This is a genomic window from Streptomyces caatingaensis (genome assembly GCF_001187435.1).
GTDB lineage: Bacteria > Actinomycetota > Actinomycetes > Streptomycetales > Streptomycetaceae > Streptomyces > Streptomyces caatingaensis.
Genome location: NZ_LFXA01000017.1, coordinates 631,229 through 656,388, shown reverse-complemented (window position 1 = coordinate 656,388; position 25,160 = coordinate 631,229). Strand labels below are relative to the sequence as shown.

The window sequence follows — 25,160 nt, the reverse complement described above, 5'->3', positions numbered from 1 at the left end:
GGGGTGGCGTTCGGGTGAACGCCGGGGGGCGTTCTCCCCGCCCCGCCCTTTCGCCGTCTCCTGCCGCGCCCGGCGCGGGGGCGTGCTCAGGCGCCGGACGGGGTGGGTTCCGGCCCGTCCGGCGCTTCCCGGCAGCCGCCCTACAGCAGCGCCCCGGACGCGAAGCGCAGCACCAGCTGCGGCGCCCCCGAGAGCACCACGCCCGCCACGGCCGCCAGGCCGATCGCCGCGCCCAGCCGGGCGGGCACCTCCGGGGCTGCCGCCGCGCCCTCGTCCGCCGGGCGGAAGAGGAGTGCGGTCCACTGCAGGTAGTAGTAGAGCGAGACCACGACGTTGACGGCCATGACGACCGCCAGCCACCCCAGCCCCGCGTCCACCGCCGCCGAGAAGACCGTGACCTTCGCGAACAGGCCGATGACGCCCGGCGGCAGGCCGGCCAGGCAGAGGAGGAAGAAGGCCAGGCAGAGGGCGGCGGCCGGGCGGCGGGCGAACAGGCCGCGGTAGTCGGCGAGGCGCTGGGCCGGGCTCGTCCGGGCGACGAGCGCGGCGACGGCGAACGCGCCGAGGTTCACGGCCGCGTACATCAGCGCGTACGCGACGGTGGAGCCGACCGCCCGTCCCGGCTCCCGCGCGTAGCCGGCGGCGGCCAGCGGGACGAGCAGGTAGCCGGCCTGGCCGACGGAGGACCAGGCGAGGAGCCGGACGGCGCCGTGCCGCCGGTCCGGCCGCTGGCGCAGGGCCGCGGCGTTGCCGGCGGTCATCGTGACGGCGGCGAGGACGGCGAGCGCCGGCCCCCACACGTTCGCGTACGACGGGAACGCGACGACCGTCACGAGCGCGATGCCCGTGAAGCCGACCGCCTTGCCGACGACCGAGAGATAGCCGGCGACCGGCAGCGGCGCGCCGACGTACGCCTCGGGCACCCAGAAGTGGAAGGGCACGGCGGCGGTCTTGAAGGCGAAGCCGACGAGGGTCAGGACGACGCCGGTACGGGCGAGGACGGCCAGCCGCGGGTCGGTGTCGCCGAGGCTGTGGGCGATGTCGGTGAGGTGGAGCGTGCCGGTGGCCGCGTAGACGAAGCTGACGCCCAGCAGGGTGACGGCGGTGGCGGTGACCGAGGAGAGGAAGAACTTCAGCGCGGCCTCGGCCGAGCGCCGGTCGCCGCGGCGCAGGCCGACCAGGGCGAAGGCGGGCAGGGAGGCGACCTCCAGGGCGACGACGAGGGTGGCGAGGTCGCGGGCGGCGGGCAGCAGGGCGGCACCGGCGGCGGAGGAGAGCAGCAGGAACCAGTACTCGCCGGCGGGCAGCCGCTCGTCGCGGACGGCGTCGTGGGAGAGCAGCGCCGTCAGCAGCGCGCCGCCGAGGACGAGCAGCTGGATGACGAGGGTGAAGCGGTCGGCCTCGTAACTGCAGGTGTGGCTGCCGGTGGTGAGGCAGAAGGTGCTGCGGTGGCCGCCGTGCAGCGGAAGCAGGGAGAGGCCGGAGAGGACGATGCCGCCCAGGGTGACCGCGCCGAGGAGCTGCTTGCGCTCCACGGGCAGGAAGAGGTCGGCGACGAGGACGGCGAGGGCCGCGAGGGCGAGGAGGGTCGGCGGGGCGACGGCGAGCCAGTCGACGGACTGGACGGCGCGCGGGAGCAGGGCCGCCACCGAGGCGGGCGCTTCGGCGAGGAGAACCATCAGTTGCCCCCTCCGAGGAGCTGCTGGACGACCGGGTCGGTGAGGCCCAGGAGGGCCGCGGGCCAGAGTCCGGCGAGGACGGTGAGGACGACGAGCGGCGTCCAGGCGGCGAACTCGTACGGACGGACGTCCGTGAGCGCCGGCCCGACGGCCCCGGCCGGGTGCTGCTCGCCGTTGCCGCCCATGCAGACCCGGCGCACGACGGCGAGCAGATAGGCGGCGGTGAGCAGGGTGCCGAGGCCGGCGAGCACGAGGAAGACCAGGTAGGCCGGGCGGGAGAGCCCGTCGGCGGGGCGGAAGGAGGCGAACATGGCGAGCATCTCGCCCCAGAAGCCGGCCAGTCCGGGCAGGCCGAGGGAGGCGACGGCGCCGAAGGCCAGGAGGCCGCCGAGGCGGGGGGCCCGGCCGTAGAGCGCGGCGCCGGTGGGGCCGGAGAGCCGGTCGAGGTCGGTGGTGCCGTAGCGGTCCTTGATGCCGCCGACGAGGAAGAAGAGCAGGCCGGTGACGAGGCCGTGGGCGACGTTGGCGAAGAGCGCGCCGTTGACGCCGGTGGGGGTCAGCGTGGCGATGCCGAGCAGGACGAAGCCCATGTGGCCGACGGAGGAGTAGGCGACGAGCCGTTTGAGGTCGCCCTTCGCGCCCCGGCGGGCGAGCGCCAGGCAGACCAGCGAGCCGTAGACGATGCCGACGGCGGCGAGGGCGGCCAGGTACGGCGCGAACGTGCGGGCGCCGTCCGGGGCGATGGGCAGGACGATGCGGACGAGTCCGTACGTGCCCATCTTGAGCAGGACGCCGGCTAGGAGGACGGAGCCGGCGGTCGGGGCGGAGGTGTGCGCGTCGGGCAGCCAGCTGTGCAGCGGCCACACCGGGGCCTTGACGGCGAGTCCGAGACCGATGGCCAACACCGCGATGACCTGCGTGGAGTGGCTCAGACCCGACCCGTTGTCAGTGGCGAGTGCCACCATGTCGAACGTGCCGCCCTTGATGCCGACGAGGAGGAGGCCCAGCAGCATCACGACGGACCCGAGCAGGGTGTAGAGGATGAAGCGCCAGGCGCCGCGCTCCCTTCCCTCGCCGCCCCAGCGGGAGATCAGGAAGTACATCGGGATCAGCACGGTCTCGAACGCGAGGAAGAACAGCACGAGGTCGAGGACGGCGAAGCTCGCGAGGGTGCCGCCCTCCAGGAGGAGCAGCAGCGCGACGAACGCCTTGGGTGACGGGCCGTCGGGCGTCCGCCAGTAGCTGTGGAGCGCGCAGAGGAAGGTGAGGAGCGAGGTCAGGACGAGAAGGGGGAGCGAGACCCCGTCGACGCCGAGGTGGATCCGGACACCGAGGGCCGGGATCCAGCCGACGTCGGTGGTGGCCTGCATCCTGGCCGGGTGGTCGTGGTCGAAGCCCGCGGCCAGCGCGACGGACAGGGCGAGCACGGCGCCTGTGACGGTGACGCCGTGCCGCAGGACGGCCTGTCCGGGGCTGCGGCCCTTGAGGCCGGGCGGGGCCGGGAGCAGGGCGGCGACGGCTCCGAGGAGGGGGACGACGACGATCGCGGCGAGGAGGATCTGCAAGGCGGTGGTGCTCACGGTCGGGCTCCGGAGGCGACGGGGCCGGAGGCTTCGGGGCCGGAGGCTACGGGGGCGGTAGTGCTCACGGTTCAGGCTCCGGAGGCGACGAGGACGGCGGCGACGGCCAGGACGGCCGAGCCTGCGAACAGGACGCCCAGATACGTCTGGGTGTTGCCGGTCTGGGCCCGGCGGACGGCCGCGCCCAGCAGGCCGGGCGCGGTGCCCGCGCCGCGCACGTAGCCCTCGACGACCTCGCGGTCGAGGAAGCGGGCGAGGCGGGCGGCGCCGAGCACGGGCCGGACGACGAGGGCGCGGACGACGGCGTCGAGGTGGAAGCCGGCGGCGGCGTGCCGGTGGAGGGGGCCGAGCAGGAGCCGGCCGGGGTCGGCCGGGTCCTGGGCGCCGGCGACGCTGCCGTACGCCGCCTCGTGGGTGGCGATCGCCTCCTCCTCGGAGACGGCGGGGGCCGCCTCCGGGTCGGCGGCGACGGCGCCCATGGGGGTCCGGGCGGCGCGGGCGTGGACGCGCCGCCAGGCGGTGAGGACGACGAGCGCGCCGGCGAGGGCGCAGCCGGTGCCGAGGAGGGAGGTGGTCGCGGCCGGGGCGAGGGAGTGCCCGTCGAACCAGTCGGGCAGCTTCCACGCGGCCAGGCCGAGCCCGAGGGTGGGGACGAGGAGGAGCCACAGGACGGCGGTCATGGCCCGGGGCTCGCGACCGTGGTCGGCGGCCTCGGGGCCGCGGCCGCGGAAGGCCATGAGCCACAGGCGTGTGGCGTAGCCGGCCGTGAGGACGGCGGTGGCCAGGCCGGCGGCGAGCACGAGCCAGCCGGCCGCGCAGGGGATGCCGTCGGCCTGCCCGCGGGCGGCGTGCTCGGCGGCGCCGAGGACGGCCTCCTTGGAGAAGAAGCCGCTGAAGGGCGGGATCGCGGCGAGCGCGAGGAGGGCGACGGTCATCGTCCAGTACGCGTCGGGGGCGCGCCGGGCGAGGCCGCCCGCGCGGGCGGTCGCGGCCAGCGAGTTGGTGCCGGCGGCGTGGATGACGACGCCGGCGGCGAGGAAGAGGAGGGCCTTGAACGCGCCGTGGGAGAGGAGGTGGAAGACGGCCGCGCCGCGGTCGCCGACGGCCAGGGCGCCGGTCATGTAGCCGAGCTGGCCGACCGTCGAATAGGCCAGGACGCGTTTGACGTCGTCCTGGGCGAGGGCGGCGAGGCCGGAGCCGACCATGGTGACCGCGGCCATGACCGCGAGCACCACCATCGCCGCGGTGGAGGCGGCGAGGACGGGCAGGAGCCGGGCCACGAGGTAGACGCCGGCCGCGACCATCGTCGCGGCGTGGATCAGCGCCGAGACGGGCGTGGGGCCGGCCATCGCGTCGGGCAGCCAGGTGTGCAGCGGGAACTGGGCGGACTTGCCCGCCACCCCGGCGAGCAGCAGCAGCGCGTCGAGGGTGGGGTGCGCCAGGCCGCCGGACGCGGCGGTGGTGACGATGCCGTCGATCCGGAACGTCCCGGCGTCGGCGGCGAGCGCGAAGACGCCGATCAGGAAGGGGACGTCACCGGCCTTGGTGACCAGGAACGCCTTGAGGGAGGCGGCCCGCGCGGCCTCGGTCTCCCAGTAGTGGCCGACGAGGAAGTACGAGCAGATGCCCATGACCTCCCAGCCGACCAACAGCACCATCAGGTCGCCGGAGTAGACGACGAGCAGCATCGCGGAGGTGAACAGGGACACCAGCGCGGCGTAGGAGGGGTAGCGCAGGTCGTCGCGCAGGTACGCCGTCGAGTAGACCTGCACGCAGGTGGCGACGGCGCCGACGAGGACGGCGACGAGGACGGCGAAGCCGTCCAGGTGCAGGGCGAGGTCGACGGGGACGGAGCCGGTCGGGGTGAGCCGGGCCGCCGCCTCCAGCGGCGCGCCGCCGCCCTGCCGCCAGGCGACGACGACGGCCAGCACGGCGGCGACGGCGGTCGGCAGGACGGCGAGCGGGCGGACGAGGCCGGGGGCGCGGCGGCCGGCGAGGAGCCCGCCGACGGCGCCGAGGAAGGGCAGCAGCGGGACGAGCGCGGCGGTGGTCGTGGTCGTCACGCGGCGGCCTCGGCCTTCTCCCCGCGGGCGGCGTCCCCGCCGGCGGGCCGGGGGGCGTTCGCGTCGGGGTCGTTCGCGTCCTCGCGCAGGTCGCGGAGCCGGTCGATGTCGGCGGTGCCGCGGTTGCGGTGGACGAGCAGGACGATCGCCAGGCCGATGCCGATCTCGGCGGCGGCGATGGCGATGGTGAAGAGGGTGAGCGCCTGTCCGGCGTGCAGCTCGTCGCGGAGCCACACGTCGAAGGCGACGAGGTTGAGGTTGACGGCGTTGAGCATCAGCTCGACCGACAGCAGGACGAGGACGGCGTTGCGGCGGGCGAGGACGCCGTACAGGCCGGTGCAGAAGAGGAGGGCGGCGAGGACCGCGGGGTAGACCAGGTGCATCAGCGTTCCTCCTCGTCCGCACGCTCGTCCGCACGGCGCTTGCGGGACAGCACGATCGCCCCGACGAGCGCGGCGAGCAGCAGGACGGACAGCGCCTCGAAGGGCAGCACCCAGTGCCGGAAGAGCACCTCGCCGGTGACCTTCGTCGAGCCCTGGACCTGGCCGTGGACCCCGATCCAGGTGGACCGGAAGGCGTCCAGGACCACCCAGACGAGGGCGATCGCGGCGGCGCCGGCCACCGCGAGCGCCACCGGGCGGTTGCCCGAGTCGGCGTCCGGGGAGCGGCCGATGGGCGCCTTGGTGAGCATCAGGCCGAACAGCAGCAGGACGACCACGGAGCCGACGTAGATCAGCACCTGCACCCAGGCGATGAACTCGGCCGTCAGCAGCAGGTATTCCACCGCCAGCCCGCCGAGCGCCACGACCAGCCACAGGGCGGCGTGCACGAGCTGCCTGGTCGTCACGGTCAGGACGGCGGCGCCGAGGGTGACGAGGCCGACCAGCAGGAAGGCGATCTCGATGCCGGTCGGGGAGAGGAAGCCGTGGGCGCCCGCGGCGAGCGTGCCGCTCATGAGCCGTCCTCCTTCGCTTCCTTCTCCTTGGCCAGTTTCTCGGCCGTCTTGCGGGCCGCCGCCACCTCCTTGGGCTCCTCCGCCCCCGGGTCGAGCGCGGGCGGTTCGGGCACCGTCCACATCCACTCGCGCAGCCGGTCCCGTTCGTGGGTGAGCTCGCGGATGTCCGTCTCGGCGTACTCGAACTCCGGCGACCAGAAGAGGGCGTCGAACGGACAGACCTCGATGCAGATGCCGCAGTACATGCACAGCGCGAAGTCGATCGCGAACCGGTCCAGCACGTTGCGGCTGCGCTCCCGTCCGCCGGGGGCGGCCGGCGGGACGGTCTCCTTGTGGGAGTCGATGTAGATGCACCAGTCCGGACACTCGCGGGCGCACAGCATGCAGACCGTGCAGTTCTCCTCGAACAGGCCGATCACACCGCGGGTGCGGGGGGCCAGCTCGGGCTGCGCGTCCGGGTACGGAACGGTCTCCGCGCGGCGGGTGAACGTGCGGAGGGTGACGGCCAGCCCCTTGGCGAGGCCGCTGCCGGGGATGTTCATGAGATCGCCACCTTGACGACGCCGGTCAGCGCGATCTGCGCGAGGGCGAGCGGGATGAGGACGGTCCAGGCGAGCTTCTGCAGCTGGTCCTCGCGGAGCCGCGGGTAGGTGACCCGCAGCCAGATCACGACGAACGCCAGCACCGCCGTCTTCAGCAGCATCCACACCCAGCCGAGGCCGTCGGCCCCGAACGGTCCGTGCCAGCCGCCGAGGAACAGCGCCGACGTCAGGGCGCACAGCACGACGATGCCCGCGTACTCGGACAGCAGGAACATCGCGAACCGCAGGCCCGTGTACTCGGTGTACGCACCGAAGATGATCTCCGAGTCGGCCACCGGCATGTCGAACGGCGGCCGTTGCAGCTCCGCGAGGCCCGCGGTGAAGAACACCAGCCCGCCGACGGCCTGCCACGGCACCCACCACCAGTGGAACGCGCCCAGGATCCCCGGCAGCGAGACCGTGCCCGCCGCCATCGCCACGGACGCGGCGGCGAGCAGCATCGGCAGCTCGTACGCCATCAGCTGGGCGGCCGTCCGCAACGCGCCCAGCAGCGAGAACTTGTTGGCCGACGCCCAGCCGCCCATGAGCGAGCCGAGGACGCCGACGCCCATCACCGCGAGGACGAAGAAGACGCCCGCGTCGATGTACCAGCCGACCGCCCGGCCCGGGCCGATCGGGATCGCGACGAGGACGAGGAGGTAGGGCAGGAGCGCCACGGCCGGGGCGAGCTGGAAGATCCGCCGGTCGGCGTCGGCCGGGACGATGTCCTCCTTCTGCGCGAACTTCACACCGTCCGCGACGAGCTGCGCCCACCCGTGGAACCCGCCCGCGTACATCGGCCCCAGCCGCCCCTGCATATGGGCCATCACCTTGTGCTCCGCCTGCCCCACGAGCAGCGGGAACACCAGGAAGACGGCGAACAGGGCGAGGAGGCGCAGCACCACGTCGAGGGTGTCGCTGCTGCTCATGCGGGGTCGCCTCCGGCGGGGTCGTTGTCGTTCTCGGCGCGCCGCGCGCCGCGCGCGCCATGCGCGCCGTCGGCGCGTGATTCCGGCTCGGCGCCGTCGCCGGCCGCGGCGTCCGGGGTGCCCGCGGCCTCACCGGGGGCCGAGGGCCCGCCCGGTCGGGGGGCGGTACCCGGGGCGTCACCGGCTTCGGGCGCGGGGGCGGGCTCCGTTTCCGGCGCGGGGGCGGGCTTCGCTCCCGGCGCGGGGGCGGGCCCAGCCTCCGGCTGGGGGCCTGCCTCCGGCGCCGGAGCAGACTCGGCCTCCGGCTCGCCGAAGGCGGGACGCGCGTGGTGCCACGGGGCGTCCGGCGAGCGCGGTGCCGTCCGCCGGGGTGCGGGGCGGTCGCCGGCCTCCGTTCCTTCCACTCCTTCCGCCCGCTGGCTCGCGGAGCCGTCCGACGCGCTGCGCGCACGCCGCGGCACGGCACCCGCACCACCCTGCTGACTCGCCGAGCCGTCAGCCGCACTGCGGTTGCGGCGCGGCCCCGCCGGAGCGGCGGGCTCGGCCCGCTGGCTCGCGGAACCGTCCGACACACTCCGCGCACGCCGCGGCGCGGCCGGGCCCTCGGGCCGGCCGGCGGCGCCGGGCGCCGTGGCATCTCCGCGCTGGGCGGCCGAGCCCTCGCTCGCGGTGCGCGTCCGCCGGGCGGGGCGGTCGGTGTCGGTGGCCGGTCCGCGGGACGGGCGGGCCGGGCGGGAGGGGGCCGGGGGGAGCTGGCCCTTCAGGGGGCCCCATTCGTTGGGGTCGGGGACGCCGGGAGGGAGCATCTGGCGGCGCTTGGGGCCGCCGTGTTCGGATTCGCCGGGCTCCTTGGCCCCGGGCCACGCCTTCGCGACGCGGGCCGCCAGCACGAAGTCCTTGCGCAGGGGGTGGCCCTCGAAGCCCTCGGGGAGCAGCAGGGGCACCAGGTGCGGGTGGCCCGTGAAGTCGATGCCGAACATCTCGTGCGTCTCGCGCTCGTGCCACGCCGCCCCGGCGTACACGTGCACCGCCGTCGGCAGGACGGGCGCCTCGTGCGGCACCGTCGTGCGCAGCAGGAGCCGCCGCACGGGCGCGCCGGCCGCCGCCGGCAGCGCCGCGAGGTGCGCGCAGACGCGGAAGCCGGTGCCGGGTTCGTCGACGGCGCTCAGCCAGTCGAAGAAGGTGCAGCCCAGCACCGAGCGGGCGGTGTCGAGGGCGGTGGGCCAGGACGCGGCGGGCACGTCGACGGTGAGGAGCTCGTACGCCTCCTCGGCCGTGGCGCCGGCGCCGAAGACGTCCTCGGCGGGGCCGGGCAGCCAGCCGGTCATCGGGTGCCCTCCCCGGGGGCGGGCGGGGCGACGAGCCCGCTGCGGAGTTCGGAGACCGAGGCGGCGGAGCCGTACCGCTCGGCCGTCGACTCCCCCGCGATCTTCTCCTGGAGCTTGAGGATGCCCTGGAGGAGCGCCTCGGGACGCGGCGGGCAGCCGGGGACGTAGACGTCCACGGGGATGATCTGGTCGACGCCCTTGGTGACGGCGTACGAGTCCCAGTAGGGCCCGCCGCAGTTGGAGCAGGCGCCGAAGGAGATGACGTACTTGGGCTCGGGCATCTGCTCGTAGAGCCGCTTGACGGCGGGCGCCATCTTGTCCGTCACCGTGCCGGAGACGATCATGAGGTCGGCCTGCCGCGGCCCGGGCGCGAAGGGGATGACGCCGAGCCGGATGAAGTCGTGCCGGGCCATCGACGCGGCGATGAACTCGATCGCGCAGCAGGCGAGGCCGAAGTTGAAGACCCAGAGGCTGTAGCGGCGGCCCCAGTTGAGGACGACCTTCATGGGCTCGGGGGCCAGCCGGGCCAGCGCGCCCAGCCGGCGGGGCTCGGGAAGGTCGGCGGAACGCGTCACGTCTGTCACGTCCATTCCAGGACGCCCTTCTTCCATGCGTACAACAGGCCCACGGCGAGGAAGCCGAGGAAGACGAACATCTCGACGAGCGTGGCGGCGCCGAAGCCCGGGGCGGCGAAGACCGTGGCCCAGGGGAACAGGAAGACGGAGTCGACGGCGAAGATCACGTACAGGAAGGCGTAGACGTAGTAGCGCACCTGGGTGTGCGCCCAGCCCTCCCCGACGGGATCGACGCCGCACTCGTACGTCAGCAGCTTCTCCGGCGTCGGCACCACGGGCCGCAGCAGCCGTCCGGCGCCGAAGGCGACGGCGACGAAGAGCACGCCGAGCACGGCCAGCAGGGCGACGAGACCGTAACCGTCGAAGTACGCGGTCGTCCCATCGGTCGCAGCGGTCGCCTCCGGCACCTCCGGCCCCTCGCTCCCTGTGAACCTGTGCGGCGGTTTCGTCCGCATTCGACGATCTGTACGCACAGGAGTCTAGGTGCTGCCGGACGGGGAGCGGGCCGCGCTGCCCGCCCGGGGGTGGGGTTCTCCCCACCCGGCGGCTCCCGGGGCCCCCATGGCGGGGCGCGCCGGACGCCGGGCAGGCTGGTGGCATGACCGCCCGCGCCTCCCGCACCACCCGCCCCACCTCGGACGACGAGGCGCTGCCACCCGCCCGGTTCGCCTTCGGCGCGCGGACGTGGAAGGAGGTCGCCCATCTGCTGGGCAATCTGCCGACGGGCCTCGTGGGGTTCGTGTTCACCGTGCTGTGGCTGTTCCCCGGGCTGGTGCTGTCGTTCACGGTGGTCGGTCTGCCGCTGCTGGCGGCGGGGCTGGCGGGCATGCGGCCGCTGGGACGGCTGGAACGCGCGCGGGCCCGGCGGCTGCTGGGGCTGCGGATCGACGAACCGAGCCCGCTGCCGCGCGGCCGCCGCCGCGGCTTCGCCGTCCGCGTCTGGGAGACCCTCAAGGACACGGTCGCCTGGCGCGCCACGCTGTACGCGATGATCCGGCTGCCCTGGGGCGTCCTCACCTTCGGCGTGACGCTGGTGGCGCTCTTCGTCGCCTGGCCGGTCCTGGGCCATCTGGCCCGGGGGATGACGGCGGTGGACCGGGCGATGGTGCGCGGCCTGCTGTCCCCGTCCAGCGAGCTGGAGCGGCGGGTGGCGGAGCTGGAGCAGGACCGGGGCGTGGTGGTGGACACCGCCGCCGCCGACCTGCGCCGCATCGAACGCGACCTGCACGACGGCGCCCAGGCCCGCCTCGTCGCGCTGGCGATGGGGCTGGGCCTGGCGAAGGAGAAGGTGCTGGAGGACCCGGAGGCCGCCGCGAAGATGGTGGACGAGGCGCACGGCGAGGTGAAGCTCGCCCTCCAGGAACTGCGCGACCTCGCCCGCGGCATCCACCCCGCCGTCCTCACCGACCGCGGCCTCGACGCCGCCCTCTCCTCGCTGGCCGGCCGCTGCACGGTGCCGGTCGCGGTGCAGGTGGACCTCGGCTCCCGGCCCGCCCCGGCCGTCGAGGGCATCGCCTACTTCACCGTCTCCGAACTCCTCCAGAACGTCAGCAAGCACAGCCGCGCCCGCACGGCACGCGTCGAGGTGTGGCGGGCGGGCGACCGGCTGTTGCTCCAGGTCCGGGACGACGGACAGGGCGGCGCGACCACCACGGGCGGCAGCGGCCTGGCCGGGCTCGCCGAACGCCTCGGCTCCGTGGACGGCCTCCTCGCCGTCGACTCCCCCGCCGGCGGCCCGACGACGATCACCGCGGAGCTGCCCTGGCGCGACCGCTGAGCGCCCCGCCCGTACACCGGGGGTGGGGACAACCCCACCCCCGGCACACCCACTCACCGCATGGCCGCGCCCCCCGCCCGAGGGAGAAGGTGGAGCCACGACCGGCGGAGACGAACCAGAGGACCCTGATGGCCATCGAGCATGGATACGAACGCGGACACCGGCCGGACGCGGCGGGACCGCGGCCGGCACACCGGCTGCCGGTGGTGCTGCGGGCGCCCCTGTCGGGCCGCACCTGGCGGGCGTTCCTGCACGCGCAGCTCAACTTCCCGATCGCGCTCGCGGGATTCGTGTGGGCCGTGACCACGACGTCGCTGGGCGTCGGCCTGCTGGTCACCTTCGTCGGGCTGCCCGTCCTGGCCCTCGCCCTGGCCGGCGCGCGCGTGCTCGGCGCGGTGGAGCGGACGCGGGCCCGGCTGCTGCTCGGCGTCGAGGTGGAGGCCCCGTACCCGGTGCAGGCCGGCAACCGCGGCGGCGGGCCGCTGGGCTGGACCTGGGCGCTGCTGCGCAGCGGCGCGTCGTGGCGGCAGCTGATCTACGCGGTGGTGCAGCTGCCGTGGGCGCTGTGCACCTTCACGGTGTCGCTGGTGGCGATGGTGGTGGGCTGGGCGCTGTTCCTCTACCCGGCGTACCAGTGGATGTACCCCGCCTGGTGGGGCAGTCCGGGCATGGGCCTCTACAGCGACAGCCACGGCGTCCAGATCTACCTCGACAACCCCTTCGAGATCGCCGCCGCGTCCCTGGCCGGCCTGGTGGTCGTCCTCGCCACGCCCTGGGTGCTGCACGCGATGGCCTGCGTGGACGGCCTGCTGGTCCGCGCGCTGCTCGGCCGCTCCCGGCTCGACGCGCGGGTCGTCGAGCTGGAGCAGGACCGGGGCGTGGTGGTGGACACCGCCGCCGCCGACCTGCGCCGCATCGAACGCGACCTGCACGACGGCGCCCAGGCCCGCCTCGTGGCCCTCGCCATGGACCTCGGCCTGGCCAAGGAGAAGCTGCTGGAGGACCCGGAGGCCGCCGCGAAGATGGTGGACGAGGCGCACGGCGAGGTGAAGCTCGCCCTCCAGGAACTGCGCGACCTCGCCCGCGGCATCCACCCCGCCGTCCTCACCGACCGCGGCCTCGACGCCGCCCTCTCCTCGCTGGCCGGCCGCTGCACCGTCCCCGTCGCCGTCCACGTGGACCTGGACTCCCGGCCCGCCCCCGCCATCGAGGGCATCGCCTACTTCACCGTCTCCGAACTCCTCCAGAACATCAGCAAGCACAGCCGCGCCCGCACCGCCCGCGTGGAGATCTGGCGCTCGGCCGACCGCGTCATGCTCCAGGTGTGGGACGACGGGCAGGGCGGCGCGTCCACGACCGCGGGCAGCGGCCTGGCCGGGCTCGCCGAGCGGCTCGGCTCGGTGGACGGACTGCTGGTCGTGGACTCCCCCGCCGGCGGCCCCACGACGATCACCGCGGAGCTGCCCTGGCGCGACCGCTGAGCACCACCCCCCGGCTTGCTGCGATGCTAAGGGCTCGCAAACAGCAGCCGAGCCGGGGAGACGGGGGCCGAGGTCGTGGTCGAGGACAGGGTGCGAGTGGTCATCGCCGAGGATTCAGTGCTGCTCCGCGAGGGCCTGACCCGGCTACTGACCGACCGCGGGCACGAGGTCGTGGCCGGCGTGGGCGACGCCGAGGCGCTGCTGAAGGCCGTGCGGGAGCTCGCCGACGAGGGCGCCCTCCCGGATGTGGTGGTCGCCGACGTCCGGATGCCCCCCACGCACACGGACGAGGGCGTCCGCGCGTCCGTCGCCCTCCGGCGCGACTTTCCGGCCCTGGGGGTCCTGGTCCTTTCGCAGTATGTCGAGGAGCAGTACGCGACGGAGCTGCTGGCCGGCAGCAGCAGGGGGGTCGGCTACCTCCTGAAGGACCGGGTGGCCGAGGTCCGCGAGTTCGTCGACGCGGTCGTCCGGGTCGCCCGGGGCGGCACCGCGCTGGACCCCGAGGTCGTCGCCCAGCTCCTGGGCCGCAGCCGCAAGCAGGACGTGCTGGCGAACCTCACGCCGCGCGAGCGGGAGGTCCTCGGCCTGATGGCGGAAGGGCGGACGAACTCCGCCATCGCCCGGCAGCTCGTCGTCAGCGACGGCGCGGTGGAGAAACACGTCAGCAACATCTTCATGAAGCTCGGCCTCTCGCCGAGTGACGGGGATCACCGTCGCGTCCTCGCGGTGCTCACCTATCTGCGTTCGTGAAGCGCTCGTGAACCGTTCGTGAACCAAACCTTCCGCTGACGCCCTGTCACCTTCCGGCCACGCCGCTGGTGGGAGGGCTGGTCCCGGGGACCTGCGACCCCGGTCGCGGTCGCCGGGCCCGCCGGAGCCCGGATTCAAGAGTCGTTCAACCTCGCCGTGCCAGGATTGAGGACGCCTGCGGGGCCCCTCCCATCCCGTGATCCGACCCGGGTGGCCGTGCCCCGCCCACGTACGATGGCGATGGGAACGCCGGTCGGCACCACCACAGCGCGGGGCCGCCGTCATGAGGGAGGTCCGAAGCAGTGACCAGCCAGGTCAGCAGCCCGGCCGAGCAGGCCGATTCAGCCGAACAGCCAGGGTTCTCCCCGCCGGACACCGGGGACGAACCGTCGCGCCTCGCCGGACAGCGCGGCTCCGCGCCCCGCTCCGACGGCAAGGAGGTCCGCCGGCTGGACCGCGTGATCATCCGCTTCGCGGGTGACTCCGGGGACGGGATGCAGCTCACCGGTGACCGCTTCACGTCGGAGACGGCCTCGTTCGGCAACGACCTGTCGACGCTGCCGAACTTCCCGGCGGAGATCCGGGCTCCCGCCGGCACTCTGCCCGGCGTCTCGTCGTTCCAGCTGCACTTCGCCGATCACGACATCCTCACCCCGGGCGACGCGCCGAACGTGCTGGTCGCGATGAACCCGGCCGCGCTGAAGGCCAACCTGGGCGATCTGCCGCGGGGCGCGGAGATCATCGTGAACACCGACGAGTTCACCAAGCGCCCGATGGCCAAGGTCGGGTACGACACCAGCCCGCTGGAGGACGGCTCGCTGGACGCCTACAGCGTCCACCCGGTGCCGCTGACGACGCTGACGCTGGAGGCGCTCAAGGAGTTCGGGCTGCCGCGCAAGGAGGCCGAGCGCAGCAAGAACATGTTCGCGCTGGGGCTGCTGTCGTGGATGTATCACCGGCCGACGGAGAACACCGAGGCGTTCTTGCGGCGGAAGTTCGCGGGCAAGCCGCAGATCGCCGAGGCGAACGTGGCGGCGTTCCGGGCGGGGTGGAACTTCGGCGAGACCACTGAGGACTTCGCGGTCTCCTACGAGGTCGCCCCCGCCACCGCCGCTTTCCCGCCGGGGAGTTATCGCAACATCTCCGGCAACCTCGCCCTGGCCTACGGGCTGATCGCCGCCGGGCAGCAGGCGGATCTGCCGCTCTACCTCGGCTCGTACCCGATCACTCCGGCCTCCGACATCCTGCACGAGCTGTCGAAGCACAAGAACTTCGGCGTGCGGACCTTCCAGGCCGAGGACGAGATCGCCGGGATCGGCGCGGCGCTGGGCGCGGCGTTCGGCGGGGCGCTGGCGGTGACGACGACGTCGGGGCCCGGCGTGGCGCTGAAGTCGGAGACGATCGGGCTGGCGGTGTCGCTGGAGCTGCCGTTGCTGGTGGTGGACATCCAGCGCGGCGGCCCGTCCACCGGGCTGCCGACCAAGACCGAGCAGGCCGACCTGCTCCAGGCGATGTACGGTCGCAACGGCGAGGCCCCGGTGCCGGTCGTGGCGCCGAAGACGCCCGCGGACTGTTTCGCGGCGGCCCTCGACGCCGCGCGCATCGCGCTGGCCTACCGCACCCCGGTCTTCCTGCTCTCCGACGGCTACCTCGCCAACGGCTCCGAACCCTGGCGCATCCCCGAGCCCGACGAACTGCCCGACCTGCGCGTCCAGTTCGCCACCACCCCCAACCACACGCTGGCCGACGGCACCGAGGTCTTCTGGCCCTACAAGCGCGACCCCCACACCCTCGCCCGCCCGTGGGCGGTGCCCGGCACCCCCGGCCTGGAACACCGCATCGGCGGCATCGAAAAACAGGACGGCACCGGCAACATCTCCTACGACCCGGCCAACCACGACCACATGGTCCGCACCCGCCAGGCCAAGATCGACAACATCACCGTCCCCGACACCGAGGTCGACGACCCGTCCGGCCAGGCCCGCACCCTCATCCTCGGCTGGGGCTCCACCTACGGGCCCATCACCGCCGCCGTCCGGCGCGTCCGCAACCAAGGCCACCACGTCGCCCAGGCCCACCTGCGCCACCTCAACCCCTTCCCCCGCAACCTGGGCGAGGTACTCCGGCGCTACGACACCGTCGTCGTACCCGAAATGAACCTCGGCCAGCTCGCCACCCTGCTGCGCGCCCGGTACCTCGTGGACATCCACTCCCACACCCAGGTCAGCGGCATGCCGTTCAAAGCCGAGCAGCTCGCCACCGTGATCGAGGAGGCCATCGATGTCTGAGGCGCTCAAACTGGTGCCCAAGGCCGACACCCGCCAGTCCATGAAGGACTTCAAGTCCGACCAGGAAGTGCGCTGGTGCCCCGGCTGCGGCGACTACGCCATCCTCGCCGCCGTCCAGGGCTTCATGCCCGACCTCGGCGTCGCCCGCGAGAACATCGTCTTCGTCTCCGGCATCGGCTGCTCCTCCCGCTTCCCGTACTACATGAACACCTACGGGATGCACTCCATCCACGGCCGCGCCCCGGCCATCGCCACCGGCCTGGCCACCTCCCGCCGCGACCTGTCGGTCTGGGTGGTCACCGGCGACGGCGACGCCCTGTCCATCGGCGGCAACCACCTCATCCACGCCCTGCGCCGCAACGTCAACCTGAAGATCCTGCTGTTCAACAACCGGATCTACGGGCTGACGAAGGGTCAGTACAGTCCGACCAGCGAGCTGGGCAAGATCACGAAGTCGACGCCGATGGGATCGCTGGACGCGCCCTTCAACCCGGTCTCGCTCGCGCTGGGCGCGGAGGCGTCCTTCGTGGCCCGCACCATCGACTCCGACCGCAAGCACCTCACCCAGGTCCTGCGGGCCGCCGCCGACCACCCCGGCACGGCACTCGTGGAGATCTACCAGAACTGCAACATCTACAACGACAACGCCTTCGAGGCACTCAAGGACCGCGACCAGGCGCAGGAGGCGGTGATCCGGCTGGAGCACGGACAGCCCATCCGCTTCGGCACCGACCTCTCCAAGGGCGTCGTCCGCAACGCGGCCACCGGCGACCTGGAAGTCGTCGACGTCACCCCGGAGACCGAGTCGCGCATCCTGGTCCACGACGCCCACGCGGCCTCCCCGACGACGGCCTTCGCCCTCTCCCGCCTCGCCGACCCCCAGACCCTCCACCGCACCCCCATCGGCGTCCTGCGCGACGTCGAACGCCCGGTCTACGACACGCTCATGGCCGACCAGCTGGAGACGGCGGTCGAACAGAAGGGCAAGGGCGACCTGTCCGCCCTGCTGGCCGGCAACGACACCTGGACCGTGGTCGGCTAGCCCCCGCCTCCCCGCCCCGCCCTTCCACCGTGTCCCGGGGCGGGGCCCCGGCCCGTCCCACCGCGCGCAGCGCCGTTGCGGGCCACCCGGCGCGAGGTGAACCCCGGCGCCCCGCCGAGCCCCTCCCCCGCCCGGGAAACCCACCGAACGGGTGCCCGGACGGAGGCGTCTGCCGCCCCTCGCGCGGGGCACCCGCTCTCATATGGGAATGGCCGCCTCCGCCAAGGAACCCGCCGGGGACCCCGCCGAGCAACCCGCCGGGAACCCCGCCGAAGAGCCCACCGTCCGGGACCGCCCCGGCTACCTCCTGAAGCGCGCCCTCCTCGGCCCGCCCCTCGTCACCCAGGCCCTCTCCCACGAGAAGCTGTCCAACCCGCTGGCCCTCGGCGTCCTCGCCTCGGACTGCATCTCGTCCACCGCCTACGGCCCGGAGGAGATGCTGATCATCCTCGTCCCGGTGATCGGCGTCGCCGCCTTCGACCTCGTCCCCCTGGTCGCCTGCGTCATCCTCCTCGTCCTCCTCCTCGTGACGCTCTCCTACCGCGACGTCGTCTCCGTCTACACCCGGGCCGGCGGCTCCTACGTCGTCGCGCGCGAGAACTTCGGCCCCCGCGTGGCCCAGATCGCCTCGGTCGCCCTGCTGATCGACTACATCGTCACCGTCGCCGTGCAGTCCGCCGCCGGCACCGACGCGCTCATCTCCCTCGCGCACCTGGTGGGCCACGGCTTCCACGGGATCGATCACCTCAAGCTGCCCGTGACCGCCGGCGTCGTCGTGATCCTGATGTACGGGAACCTGCGCGGCATCCGGGAGGCCGGCCGGGCCTTCGCCGCGCCCGCCTACCTCTTCATGGCGGCGATCGCGCTGCTCCTGGTGACCGGGCTGGTCCGCGGCGTGGCCGGCGGCGGGCTCCCGCACACCGACGTCCACGCCGAGGGCGCGTACCCGCTCGGCTCCCCGGGGCACGGCTGGCTCTACGGCGCCTCGCTGTTCATGGTGCTGCGGTCCTTCGCGAACGGCGGCTCGTCCCTCACCGGTCTGGAGGCGATCTCCAACGGCGTCTCCGCGTTCCGCTCACCGCAGGGGCGCAACGCCCGCCGCACGCTGACGGTGATGAGCCTGATCCTCGGCACGATGGTGCTCGGCGTCGCGGTCCTCGCCCACTTCACGCACGCCATCCCGTACCTGGACGGCAACCCGACCGTCCTCTCCCAGGAGGCCCACCTCGTCTTCGGCGGCGGCTGGCTCGGCACCGCCGGCCTGGTCTACGTCCAGCTCGCGACCGCGCTCATCCTCTACACCGGCGCCAACACGCCGTTCACCGGCTTCCCGTTCCTCGCGAGCTTCGTCGCCGAGGACCGCTTCCTGCCCCGCCAGCTGACCCGGCGCGGCCACCGCCTCGCCTTCTCCAACGGCATCATCTGCCTCACCGTCGTCTCCCTGGCCCTGCTCTTCGTGACGGGCAGCAACGTCGACAAGCTCGTCGCCCTCTACGCCATCGGCGTCTTCACCGGCTTCACCATGGCGGGCGCGGGCATGACCGCCCACCACTGGCGGCGGCGGGAGCCGGGCCGCGCCTGGAAGGTCGCGGTGAACGCGGCCGCCTCCGGGGTCTCCGCCCTGGTCGTCGTCATCTTCGCGATCACCAAGTTCACCGAGGGCGCCTGGCTGGTCGTGGTGGTCTTCCCGCTCGGCGTGTGGGCGCTGATCCGCATCAACCGCCAGTACCGGGAGGAGGCCGCGGCCCTGGAGAACGTCCCGGCCTTCACCTCCGACGGGCCGCGCTGGCGCCGCCACCTCGTCTACGTCCTCGTCGACGTCCTCGACCTGGCGACGGTCAAGGCGCTGCGCTACGCGCACGAGCTGCGGCCGGACGAGGTGCGGGCGGTGCACTTCGCGATCGACGAGCAGCGGGCGCGCCGGCTGGCGGAGCGCTGGGACGAGACGCCCGGCACGGACGTCCCGCTGGAGCTGGTGGACTGCCCCGACCGGCGGCTGCGGCACGCCGTCACCCTGCTGGCGGCCCGGACGACGGCCGACCGGGCGACGGCCCTGACCCTGCTGATCCCCCGGCGCACCCACTCGACCCCGCTCGGCCGGCTGCTCCACCGCGACACCGGCGACCTGATCGCCCGCGCGCTGGAGCACCTGCCGAACGTGGCGGTGACGATCCTCCCGTTCGACGTCACCCAGGCCATCCAACTGCTGCGCGCGGCGCGGGAGGAGGCGTCCGGCACGCCGGATACCGGGGCGTCATGACCGTCATGCGATACGGACATGACAGCCGGGCCGGGGCGGCGTTACCTTCGCCGGGTCGCCGTCGTCCCACCGGGAGGGTTCCGTGAAGCCGGATCCACAGGAGAAGAACGAGGCACGCACGGGGTTCCTGTGCGGTGTCGCCGCCTATGCGATCTGGGGGCTGTTCCCCCTCTACTGGCCCCTGCTGGAGCCCTCCGGCGCGACCGAGATCCTCGCCCACCGGATGGTGTGGTCGCTGGTGACGGTCGTCGCCGTGCTCGCCGTGACCCGGCGCTGGGCCTGGATACCCCCGCTGCTGAGGCAGCCGAAGCGGCTGGGCATGATCGCGCTGGGCGCGGCGACGATCTCGGTCAACTGGGGCATCTACATCTGGGCCGTGAACAGCGGCCACGTCGTCGAGACCTCGCTCGGCTACTTCATCAACCCGCTCGTCGTCATCGCCCTCGGCGTCGTCGTGCTGCGCGAGCGGCTGCGGAGGGCGCAGTGGGCGGCGGTCGGCATCGGCGCGGTGGCGGTGGTCGTGCTCGCGGTCGGCTACGGGAAGCTGCCGTGGATCGCCCTGGGCATCTCGGCGTCGTTCGGCACGTACAGCCTGATCAAGAAGCAGGTGGGCCTGGGCGGGCTGGAGTCGATGGCGGCCGAGACGGCCGTGCAGTTCCTGCCGGCGCTGGGCTTCCTGCTGTTCCTCGGTGGCGGTGGCGGCGGCGGGAGCACCTTCGTGAGCGCGGGCGCCGGGCACATGGCGCTGCTGATCGCGTCCGGTGCGATCACGGCGCTGCCGCTGGTCTCCTTCGGTGCGGCGGCGGTGCGGCTGCCGCTGTCGGTGCTGGGGATGCTCCAGTACCTGGCGCCGGTCTTCCAGTTCGCGCTGGGCCTCGCGGTCTTCCACGAGTCGATGCCGCCGGAGCGGTGGGCCGGCTTCGCGCTGGTGTGGCTGGCGCTGGCGGTGCTGACGTGGGACGCGATGCGGACGGCGCGGGCGGGGCGGGCGGAGCTCGCGGCGGCGCGGGACGCGGCTCTGGACGCCGCCCCGGACCAGGCCGCCCCCACCGGGCGCCCGATATCCGGAAACCGGAGTGCGGTGTCCGAAACCCGCCCTTGACGCGTCTTCGAGGGTCCGTTGAACATCATGGGCACATCATGGGCACGTCAAATACTGGGAGCCCCCCATGTTCCTCAACGGACCCACCCGAAGATCGGCCGCCCTCGGCGCGGCCCTGACGGCCGCCCTCCTCGGTCTCGCATCGGCCCCCGCGGCCCAGGCGTCCGCCTCCGCCCCGGCCCGGGTACCCACCGCCCGGCCGGCCGCCGACGCCCCCGAGATACCCGCGGCGAACGTGAAAGCCCACCTGAACCAGTTGCAGTCCATCGCCAACGCCAACGGCGGCAACCGCGCGCACGGCCGCACCGGTTACAAGGCGTCCCTCGACTATGTGAAGTCCAAGCTGGACGCGGCCGGTTACACCACCACCGTCCAGCAGTTCACCACCAACGGCGCCACCGGCTACAACCTCGTGGCCGACTGGCCCGGCGGCGACCCGGACCACGTCGTGTTCGCCGGCTCGCACCTCGACTCCGTCTCCGCCGGCCCCGGCATCAACGACAACGGCTCCGGCTCGGCCGGCGTCCTCGAAGTCGCCCTCACCGTGGCCAAGTCGGGCTACAAGCCGGACAAGCACCTGCGGTTCGGCTGGTGGGGAGCGGAGGAGCTGGGGATGCGCGGCTCCTCGTACTACGTCAACCAGCTGCCGGCCGGCGAGCGTTCGAAGATCGACGCGTACCTCAACTTCGACATGATCGGCTCGCCGAACCCGGGCTACTTCGTCTACGGCTACGATGCGTCCCTCAAGTCGCTCTTCGAGGACTGGTTCACCGCGCGGAACATCGCGACCGAGGTGGACACCGAGGGCGACGGCCGCTCCGACCACGCGCCCTTCCAGCGGGCGGGCATACGCGTCGGCGGCCTCTTCAGCGGCGCCGACTACATCAAGACCGACGAGCAGGCCCGCAACTGGGGCGGCACGGCGGGCCGCGCCTTCGACGCCTGCTACCACCGCTCCTGCGACACGTCCTCCAACATCGACGACAAGGCGCTCGGCACGAACAGCACGGCCATCGCCGGTGCGGTCTGGAAGCTGAGCGGGGGCTCGTCCACGACGCCGCCGGGCGGTACGAGCTTCGAGAGCAAGGTCTCCGTCGCGATTCCCGACGCGGGGGCGGCGGTCGAATCCCCCCTCACCGTGAGCGGGCTGACGGGCCGGGCCCCCTCCTCCCTGAAGGTCGGCGTCGACATCGCCCACCCCTACCGCGGTGACCTGGTCGTCGACCTGGTCGCTCCCGGGGGACGGGCGTACCGGCTGAAGCCGTCCGACGCCGACGACTCCGCGGCGGACGTCGTCACGACCTACACCGTCGACGCGTCGGCCGAGCCGGCGAACGGCACCTGGAAACTGCGCGTCCAGGACGTCGCCCCGCAGGACTCCGGCACCCTGCGGAGCTGGAAGCTCACCTTCTAGCCCCGGCGGGGATCCGCCCCCGCCCGTCCCCTCCCCGTCCCCCGGGACGCAAGGGCGGGGCGGGGGCTACGCCGTCACGTCGCGCGACGTGAAGCGGGCCCACGCCGCCGAGCCGAACACCGCCGCGTACAGGCCCTGGAGGGCGAGGTTCCGCCAGAGCTGGTCGCCGTACACGGGATCGCGGAGCAGATCCGCGAAGCTCAGCCAGTAGTGCGGGAACAAATACGGCTGCACGGCGTGCAGTTGGGGGAACTGGTCCAGGATCTGGACCGTGATCAGCAGCCCCACGGTCGCCGCCATCGCCGCGATCCCGCTCCCCGTCAGCGTCGAGACGAACAGCCCCAGCGCCGCGACGCCCACCAGCGAGGCCGCCACCACGCCGGCGATGGCCAGGGCCCGTACGAGCCCCTCGCCCAGCGACACCGTCGTCCCGCTGATCAGCGTCACCTCGCCGAGCGGGAAGAGCAGCGCCCCGACCGCCAGCGCGGACACCGCCACGACCAGCGTGGCCGCCAGGCAGAAGACCAGCGTCGTCGTGAACTTGGCGAGCAGCAGCCGCGTCCGCCCGGCCGGGGCGACGAGCAGATAGCGCAGGGTGCCGGCCGACGCCTCGCCCGCGATCGAGTCGCCGGCGACGACCCCGACCGCCATGGGCAGGAAGAACGGAAGCGTCGCGGCGAGGGACGCGAAGACGAGGAAGAGCCCGTTGTTGGTGACCTGGCCGACGAACGCCGGCCCGTCCCCGCCGTGCGCGCCGGCACCCCGCCCGCCCCCGCCCGTCTCGATCTTCACGGCGATGCCGACCAGGACGGGGACGGCCGCGAGCACCCCGAGGAGCACCAGCGTGCGCCACCGCCGGAAGAGGGTGACGGTCTCGTTGCGGAAGAGGGACAGCCGCCGGAGCGCGGGCGGCCGCACCGCCGCCTCAGCCTGCGACATCGAAGCCCTCCCCGGTGAGGGCGACGAACGCGTCCTCCAGCGAGGCCCGTTCGGTGCCGAAGGCGCGGACCCGCACGCCCGCCCGGACGAGGGCGGCGTTGAGGTCGGCGAGGTCGGCGGGCGCCACTGGGGGTTCGCCGGTGACGCGGTCGTCGGCGACCGCCAGATCGTTCACACCGTGCTCCTTGAGGACGCGGACGGCGTCCGCCGTGTCGGGGGTGGTGACGGCCAGCCGGCCGCGGGTGGAGGCGGCCAGCTCGCCGACGGTGCCCTGGACGAGGAGCCGGCCCCGGGACATCACCGCCGCGTGGGTGCACACCTGCTCGATCTCGTCGAGGAGATGGGAGGAGAGGAAGACCGTCGTGCCCCCGGACGCCAGCGACCGCACCAGGGCGCGGATCTCGCGCATGCCCTGCGGGTCCAGCCCGTTCGTCGGCTCGTCCAGGACGAGCAGCTCGCGCGGCCGGAGCAGCGCCGCGGCCAGGCCGAGGCGCTGCTTCATGCCCAGCGAGTAGGCGCGGGCCTTCTTGCCGGCGGCGCTCGCCAGCCCGACCCGCTCCAGCGCCTCGGAGACCCGCGCGGCCCGGGTGCGCGGATCGGCGGTGGGGTCGGCCGCGTCGAACCGCACCAGGTTGTCGCGGCCGGAGAGGAAGCCGTAGAGCGCGGGGCCCTCGATGAGCGCCCCCACCCGGGGCAGCACCCGGGCGCCGGCGGCCGGCATCGGCTCGCCGAGCACCCGGGCGAGCCCGGCGGTCGGCTCGATCAGCCCCATGAGCATCCGGATCGTGGTGGTCTTGCCCGATCCGTTGGGCCCGAGGAAGCCGAACACGCTGCCGCGCGGCACGACGAGGTCGAGGCCCGCCACCGCGAGCTGGCCCCCGCGGAAGCGCTTGGTGAGCCCCCGCGTCTCGATGACCGCCGCCGGCTCCGTCACGAATCCCCCTCCCGCTCTAGCGGGCGGCCGAGTCGGCGGCCTTCAGCAGCGCGTCCTTGGTGACCGCGCCGACGTAGACCTTGCCGTCGTCGGTCAGCAGGGCGTTGACCAGGCGGGTGCTGACGATCCGGCCGGAGCCGAAGTCGCCGGTCACCTTGCTGCCGAAGGAGTCCAGCAGGGCCGCGGAGTCGGCGGACGTCCTGTCGCCCTTCGCGCCCTTGCCGCCCCTGTCGTCCGTGCCGGCGGGCAGCTTGCCCTTGCCGCCGCCGGAGAACTCGGCGATCGAGGACCAGCCCGTACCGATCACCCGCTCGCCGCCGCCGGCACCGGTACCGGGCGGGACGACGGGCAGCACGCCCTTGCCGAAGTCCTGGCCGTGGCCCTTCCCCCGGCCCTCGCCCGCCTCGGTGACCTTGGCGCCCTTCGGCGGCGTGAAGGAGAAGGAGGACGCCGCGGGCTTGTCGAAGGAGACCTTGGTGAAGGCCACGTCCACGACGGCCTTGCCCCCGCCCTTCGGGTCGACGGTGAACTTCAGCGGGACGCCGTTCTTCGCGTCGACCGCGATGCGCACCGCGCCGACGGTCGTGTCGCCCTGCTTGGGCTTCAGGGTGAGCCGGTAGGCGTCCCGCCCGGCCACCTTGGCCGTGCCGTCCACGGACACGTCGGTGGTGGGACCGGCGGCGTCGAGGACCCTCCTGGCGAGCTCCTGCGGGGAGGCGCTCTCCAGCCCGCTCCCCGGGTGCCGCTCGTGCCCCTCGGGCGCCTTCGCGTGGTACGCGGAGTTGCTGCCGCTGTCGTACGCCCAGACCTGGTCGCCGTCGCGGACCACGCTGTACTCCGCGGCGCGCTCGACGATCGACACGCGCTGGCGCTCCGGGCCATCCGCGGCGACGCGCAGGGTGTGCGTGCCGGAGGCCAGCTCGGTGAGCCGCTCCTGCGGGGAGGCGCCGCCCTTGCCGCCCTGGTTCCCCTGCCCGCCGAACGACATGCCCGAGGGCAGCGACGGCAGCCCGAGGTCGGTGGTGATCCGGACGGAGCCGGACAGCTGCCGGGCGTCCGAGGCGGCGACCTTGGCTATGAGCTCCTTCGCGCCGATCTCCGGCAGGTCGGGGTCGCCCGAACTGGCCAGGGCGGAACCGATGCCGATCGTCGCCGCGGCGACGCCCGCCACCGCGACGGGCACCGCGTAGCGGACGGCCTTGCGGCGGCCCGGGCCCGAGGGGCCGTTCTCTCCGGACGTCCCGGGGCCCGCGGCGTCCGGTGTCGGCTGGATCCGTGCCATGTGCTCTACCTCCGTCGTCTGCGGCGGTCTGTTCACGTCGTGCACTCGCCCACACCGGGACTCATTGTGGCCCGACCGCTCGGCGGGGGCGCCGGGCCGGGAGGATTTCCCTCCGCGCTCCGGCACGACCCTTCCCATTCCACCAAGCCGCCGCGCCCCGGTCATCAGCCGCCGGAATCAGCCTCCCGTACCTCTGCGGTA

The 25,160-nt window shown here is 73.6% G+C and carries 21 protein-coding genes; 8 read left to right on the top strand and 13 right to left on the bottom strand.

Annotation, left to right across the window (positions count from 1 at the left end; all coding sequences use genetic code 11):
* Positions 1-140: 140 nt before the first annotated feature.
* From AC230_RS25305 to AC230_RS25260, 10 genes are all read right to left on the bottom strand, one after another.
* On the bottom strand, positions 141-1,679 hold the full coding sequence (locus tag AC230_RS25305) for an NADH-quinone oxidoreductase subunit N (protein ID WP_049718614.1): 1,539 nt from the start codon (positions 1,677-1,679) through the stop codon (positions 141-143).
* Positions 1,679-3,259, bottom strand: coding sequence for a complex I subunit 4 family protein (locus AC230_RS25300; protein WP_049718613.1), 1,581 nt, complete (start codon positions 3,257-3,259; stop codon positions 1,679-1,681). Before AC230_RS25300 ends, AC230_RS25305 begins: the two co-directional genes overlap by 1 nt.
* Positions 3,260-3,330: 71 nt before the next feature.
* Entirely contained in the window at positions 3,331-5,322 is a 1,992-nt protein-coding gene (locus AC230_RS25295) for an NADH-quinone oxidoreductase subunit 5 family protein (protein WP_049718612.1), read from the bottom strand.
* Positions 5,319-5,705, bottom strand: coding sequence for an NADH-quinone oxidoreductase subunit NuoK (nuoK, locus tag AC230_RS25290; protein WP_049718611.1), 387 nt, complete (start codon positions 5,703-5,705; stop codon positions 5,319-5,321). The genes AC230_RS25295 and nuoK overlap by 4 nt, the downstream gene beginning before the upstream one ends.
* Positions 5,705-6,277 (bottom strand): NADH-quinone oxidoreductase subunit J family protein, encoded by a 573-nt coding sequence (locus tag AC230_RS25285; protein WP_049718610.1) that lies wholly within the window; start codon positions 6,275-6,277, stop codon positions 5,705-5,707. The genes nuoK and AC230_RS25285 overlap by 1 nt, the downstream gene beginning before the upstream one ends.
* On the bottom strand, positions 6,274-6,819 hold the full coding sequence (locus tag AC230_RS25280; protein ID WP_049718609.1) for a NuoI/complex I 23 kDa subunit family protein: 546 nt from the start codon (positions 6,817-6,819) through the stop codon (positions 6,274-6,276). Before AC230_RS25280 ends, AC230_RS25285 begins: the two co-directional genes overlap by 4 nt.
* Complete coding sequence (locus AC230_RS25275) at positions 6,816-7,787, bottom strand: complex I subunit 1/NuoH family protein (protein WP_049718608.1); 972 nt, start codon at positions 7,785-7,787, stop codon at positions 6,816-6,818. Before AC230_RS25275 ends, AC230_RS25280 begins: the two co-directional genes overlap by 4 nt.
* Positions 7,784-9,115, bottom strand: coding sequence for an NADH-quinone oxidoreductase subunit C (locus AC230_RS25270; RefSeq protein WP_078871556.1), 1,332 nt, complete (start codon positions 9,113-9,115; stop codon positions 7,784-7,786). Before AC230_RS25270 ends, AC230_RS25275 begins: the two co-directional genes overlap by 4 nt.
* Positions 9,112-9,705, bottom strand: coding sequence for an NADH-quinone oxidoreductase subunit B (locus AC230_RS25265; RefSeq protein ID WP_049718607.1), 594 nt, complete (start codon positions 9,703-9,705; stop codon positions 9,112-9,114). The genes AC230_RS25270 and AC230_RS25265 overlap by 4 nt, the downstream gene beginning before the upstream one ends.
* On the bottom strand, positions 9,696-10,097 hold the full coding sequence (locus AC230_RS25260) for an NADH-quinone oxidoreductase subunit A (RefSeq protein WP_049718606.1): 402 nt from the start codon (positions 10,095-10,097) through the stop codon (positions 9,696-9,698). Before AC230_RS25260 ends, AC230_RS25265 begins: the two co-directional genes overlap by 10 nt.
* 191 nt (positions 10,098-10,288) lie before the next feature.
* Between AC230_RS25260 and AC230_RS25255 the strand changes: the two genes are divergently transcribed.
* From AC230_RS25255 to AC230_RS25220, 8 genes are all read left to right on the top strand, one after another.
* Positions 10,289-11,467 carry a sensor histidine kinase gene (locus tag AC230_RS25255; RefSeq protein WP_049718605.1) on the top strand — a complete coding sequence of 393 codons (1,179 nt, stop codon included), beginning with the start codon at positions 10,289-10,291 and terminating at the stop codon, positions 11,465-11,467.
* Between the two features lie 128 nt (positions 11,468-11,595).
* Complete coding sequence (locus tag AC230_RS25250; RefSeq protein ID WP_049718604.1) at positions 11,596-12,948, top strand: sensor histidine kinase; 1,353 nt, start codon at positions 11,596-11,598, stop codon at positions 12,946-12,948.
* 90 nt (positions 12,949-13,038) lie between these two features.
* Entirely contained in the window at positions 13,039-13,698 is a 660-nt protein-coding gene (locus tag AC230_RS25245; protein WP_049718901.1) for a response regulator transcription factor, read from the top strand.
* Between the two features lie 302 nt (positions 13,699-14,000).
* The gene (locus AC230_RS25240) at positions 14,001-15,986 is read left to right on the top strand and encodes a 2-oxoacid:acceptor oxidoreductase subunit alpha (protein ID WP_049718603.1); all 1,986 of its coding nucleotides are present in this window, start codon (positions 14,001-14,003) and stop codon (positions 15,984-15,986) included.
* The gene (locus AC230_RS25235) at positions 15,979-17,028 is read left to right on the top strand and encodes a 2-oxoacid:ferredoxin oxidoreductase subunit beta (RefSeq protein WP_049718602.1); all 1,050 of its coding nucleotides are present in this window, start codon (positions 15,979-15,981) and stop codon (positions 17,026-17,028) included. Before AC230_RS25240 ends, AC230_RS25235 begins: the two co-directional genes overlap by 8 nt.
* A gap of 208 nt (positions 17,029-17,236) precedes the next feature.
* Positions 17,237-19,288: an APC family permease gene (locus tag AC230_RS25230; RefSeq protein WP_078871555.1), complete on the top strand. Its 2,052-nt coding sequence runs from the start codon at positions 17,237-17,239 to the stop codon at positions 19,286-19,288.
* Positions 19,289-19,370: 82 nt separating this feature from the next.
* The gene (gene rarD, locus AC230_RS25225) at positions 19,371-20,390 is read left to right on the top strand and encodes an EamA family transporter RarD (RefSeq protein WP_049718601.1); all 1,020 of its coding nucleotides are present in this window, start codon (positions 19,371-19,373) and stop codon (positions 20,388-20,390) included.
* A 67-nt stretch (positions 20,391-20,457) separates the two neighbouring features.
* Complete coding sequence (locus tag AC230_RS25220) at positions 20,458-21,804, top strand: M28 family metallopeptidase (protein WP_049718600.1); 1,347 nt, start codon at positions 20,458-20,460, stop codon at positions 21,802-21,804.
* A gap of 66 nt (positions 21,805-21,870) precedes the next feature.
* Here AC230_RS25220 and AC230_RS25215 read toward each other — a convergent pair whose 3' ends face one another.
* From AC230_RS25215 to AC230_RS25205, 3 genes are read right to left on the bottom strand one after another with little or no spacing between them, the layout of a single operon-like run.
* Positions 21,871-22,743 (bottom strand): ABC transporter permease, encoded by an 873-nt coding sequence (locus AC230_RS25215; RefSeq protein ID WP_049718599.1) that lies wholly within the window; start codon positions 22,741-22,743, stop codon positions 21,871-21,873.
* Positions 22,730-23,677 carry an ABC transporter ATP-binding protein gene (locus AC230_RS25210; protein WP_049718598.1) on the bottom strand — a complete coding sequence of 316 codons (948 nt, stop codon included), beginning with the start codon at positions 23,675-23,677 and terminating at the stop codon, positions 22,730-22,732. Before AC230_RS25210 ends, AC230_RS25215 begins: the two co-directional genes overlap by 14 nt.
* Positions 23,678-23,693: 16 nt before the next feature.
* On the bottom strand, positions 23,694-24,959 hold the full coding sequence (locus tag AC230_RS25205) for a LolA family protein (protein ID WP_049718597.1): 1,266 nt from the start codon (positions 24,957-24,959) through the stop codon (positions 23,694-23,696).
* Positions 24,960-25,160: the final 201 nt, after the last annotated feature.

Excerpts from the sequence above, each read along its gene's own strand:
- AC230_RS25250 (WP_049718604.1), top strand. The coding sequence starts at position 11,596 with ATGGCCATCGAGCATGGATACGAACGCGGACACCGGCCGGACGCGGCG.
- AC230_RS25305 (WP_049718614.1), bottom strand. The coding sequence starts at position 1,679 with ATGGTTCTCCTCGCCGAAGCGCCCGCCTCGGTGGCGGCCCTGCTCCCG.
- AC230_RS25220 (WP_049718600.1), top strand. The coding sequence starts at position 20,458 with ATGTTCCTCAACGGACCCACCCGAAGATCGGCCGCCCTCGGCGCGGCC.
- AC230_RS25205 (WP_049718597.1), bottom strand. The coding sequence starts at position 24,959 with ATGGCACGGATCCAGCCGACACCGGACGCCGCGGGCCCCGGGACGTCC.
- AC230_RS25280 (WP_049718609.1), bottom strand. The coding sequence starts at position 6,819 with ATGAACATCCCCGGCAGCGGCCTCGCCAAGGGGCTGGCCGTCACCCTC.
- AC230_RS25235 (WP_049718602.1), top strand. The coding sequence starts at position 15,979 with ATGTCTGAGGCGCTCAAACTGGTGCCCAAGGCCGACACCCGCCAGTCC.
- AC230_RS25230 (WP_078871555.1), top strand. The coding sequence starts at position 17,237 with ATGGCCGCCTCCGCCAAGGAACCCGCCGGGGACCCCGCCGAGCAACCC.
- AC230_RS25255 (WP_049718605.1), top strand. The coding sequence starts at position 10,289 with ATGACCGCCCGCGCCTCCCGCACCACCCGCCCCACCTCGGACGACGAG.
- AC230_RS25275 (WP_049718608.1), bottom strand. The coding sequence starts at position 7,787 with ATGAGCAGCAGCGACACCCTCGACGTGGTGCTGCGCCTCCTCGCCCTG.
- AC230_RS25265 (WP_049718607.1), bottom strand. The coding sequence starts at position 9,705 with ATGGACGTGACAGACGTGACGCGTTCCGCCGACCTTCCCGAGCCCCGC.
- nuoK (WP_049718611.1), bottom strand. The coding sequence starts at position 5,705 with ATGCACCTGGTCTACCCCGCGGTCCTCGCCGCCCTCCTCTTCTGCACC.
- AC230_RS25285 (WP_049718610.1), bottom strand. The coding sequence starts at position 6,277 with ATGAGCGGCACGCTCGCCGCGGGCGCCCACGGCTTCCTCTCCCCGACC.
- AC230_RS25270 (WP_078871556.1), bottom strand. The coding sequence starts at position 9,115 with ATGACCGGCTGGCTGCCCGGCCCCGCCGAGGACGTCTTCGGCGCCGGC.
- AC230_RS25215 (WP_049718599.1), bottom strand. The coding sequence starts at position 22,743 with ATGTCGCAGGCTGAGGCGGCGGTGCGGCCGCCCGCGCTCCGGCGGCTG.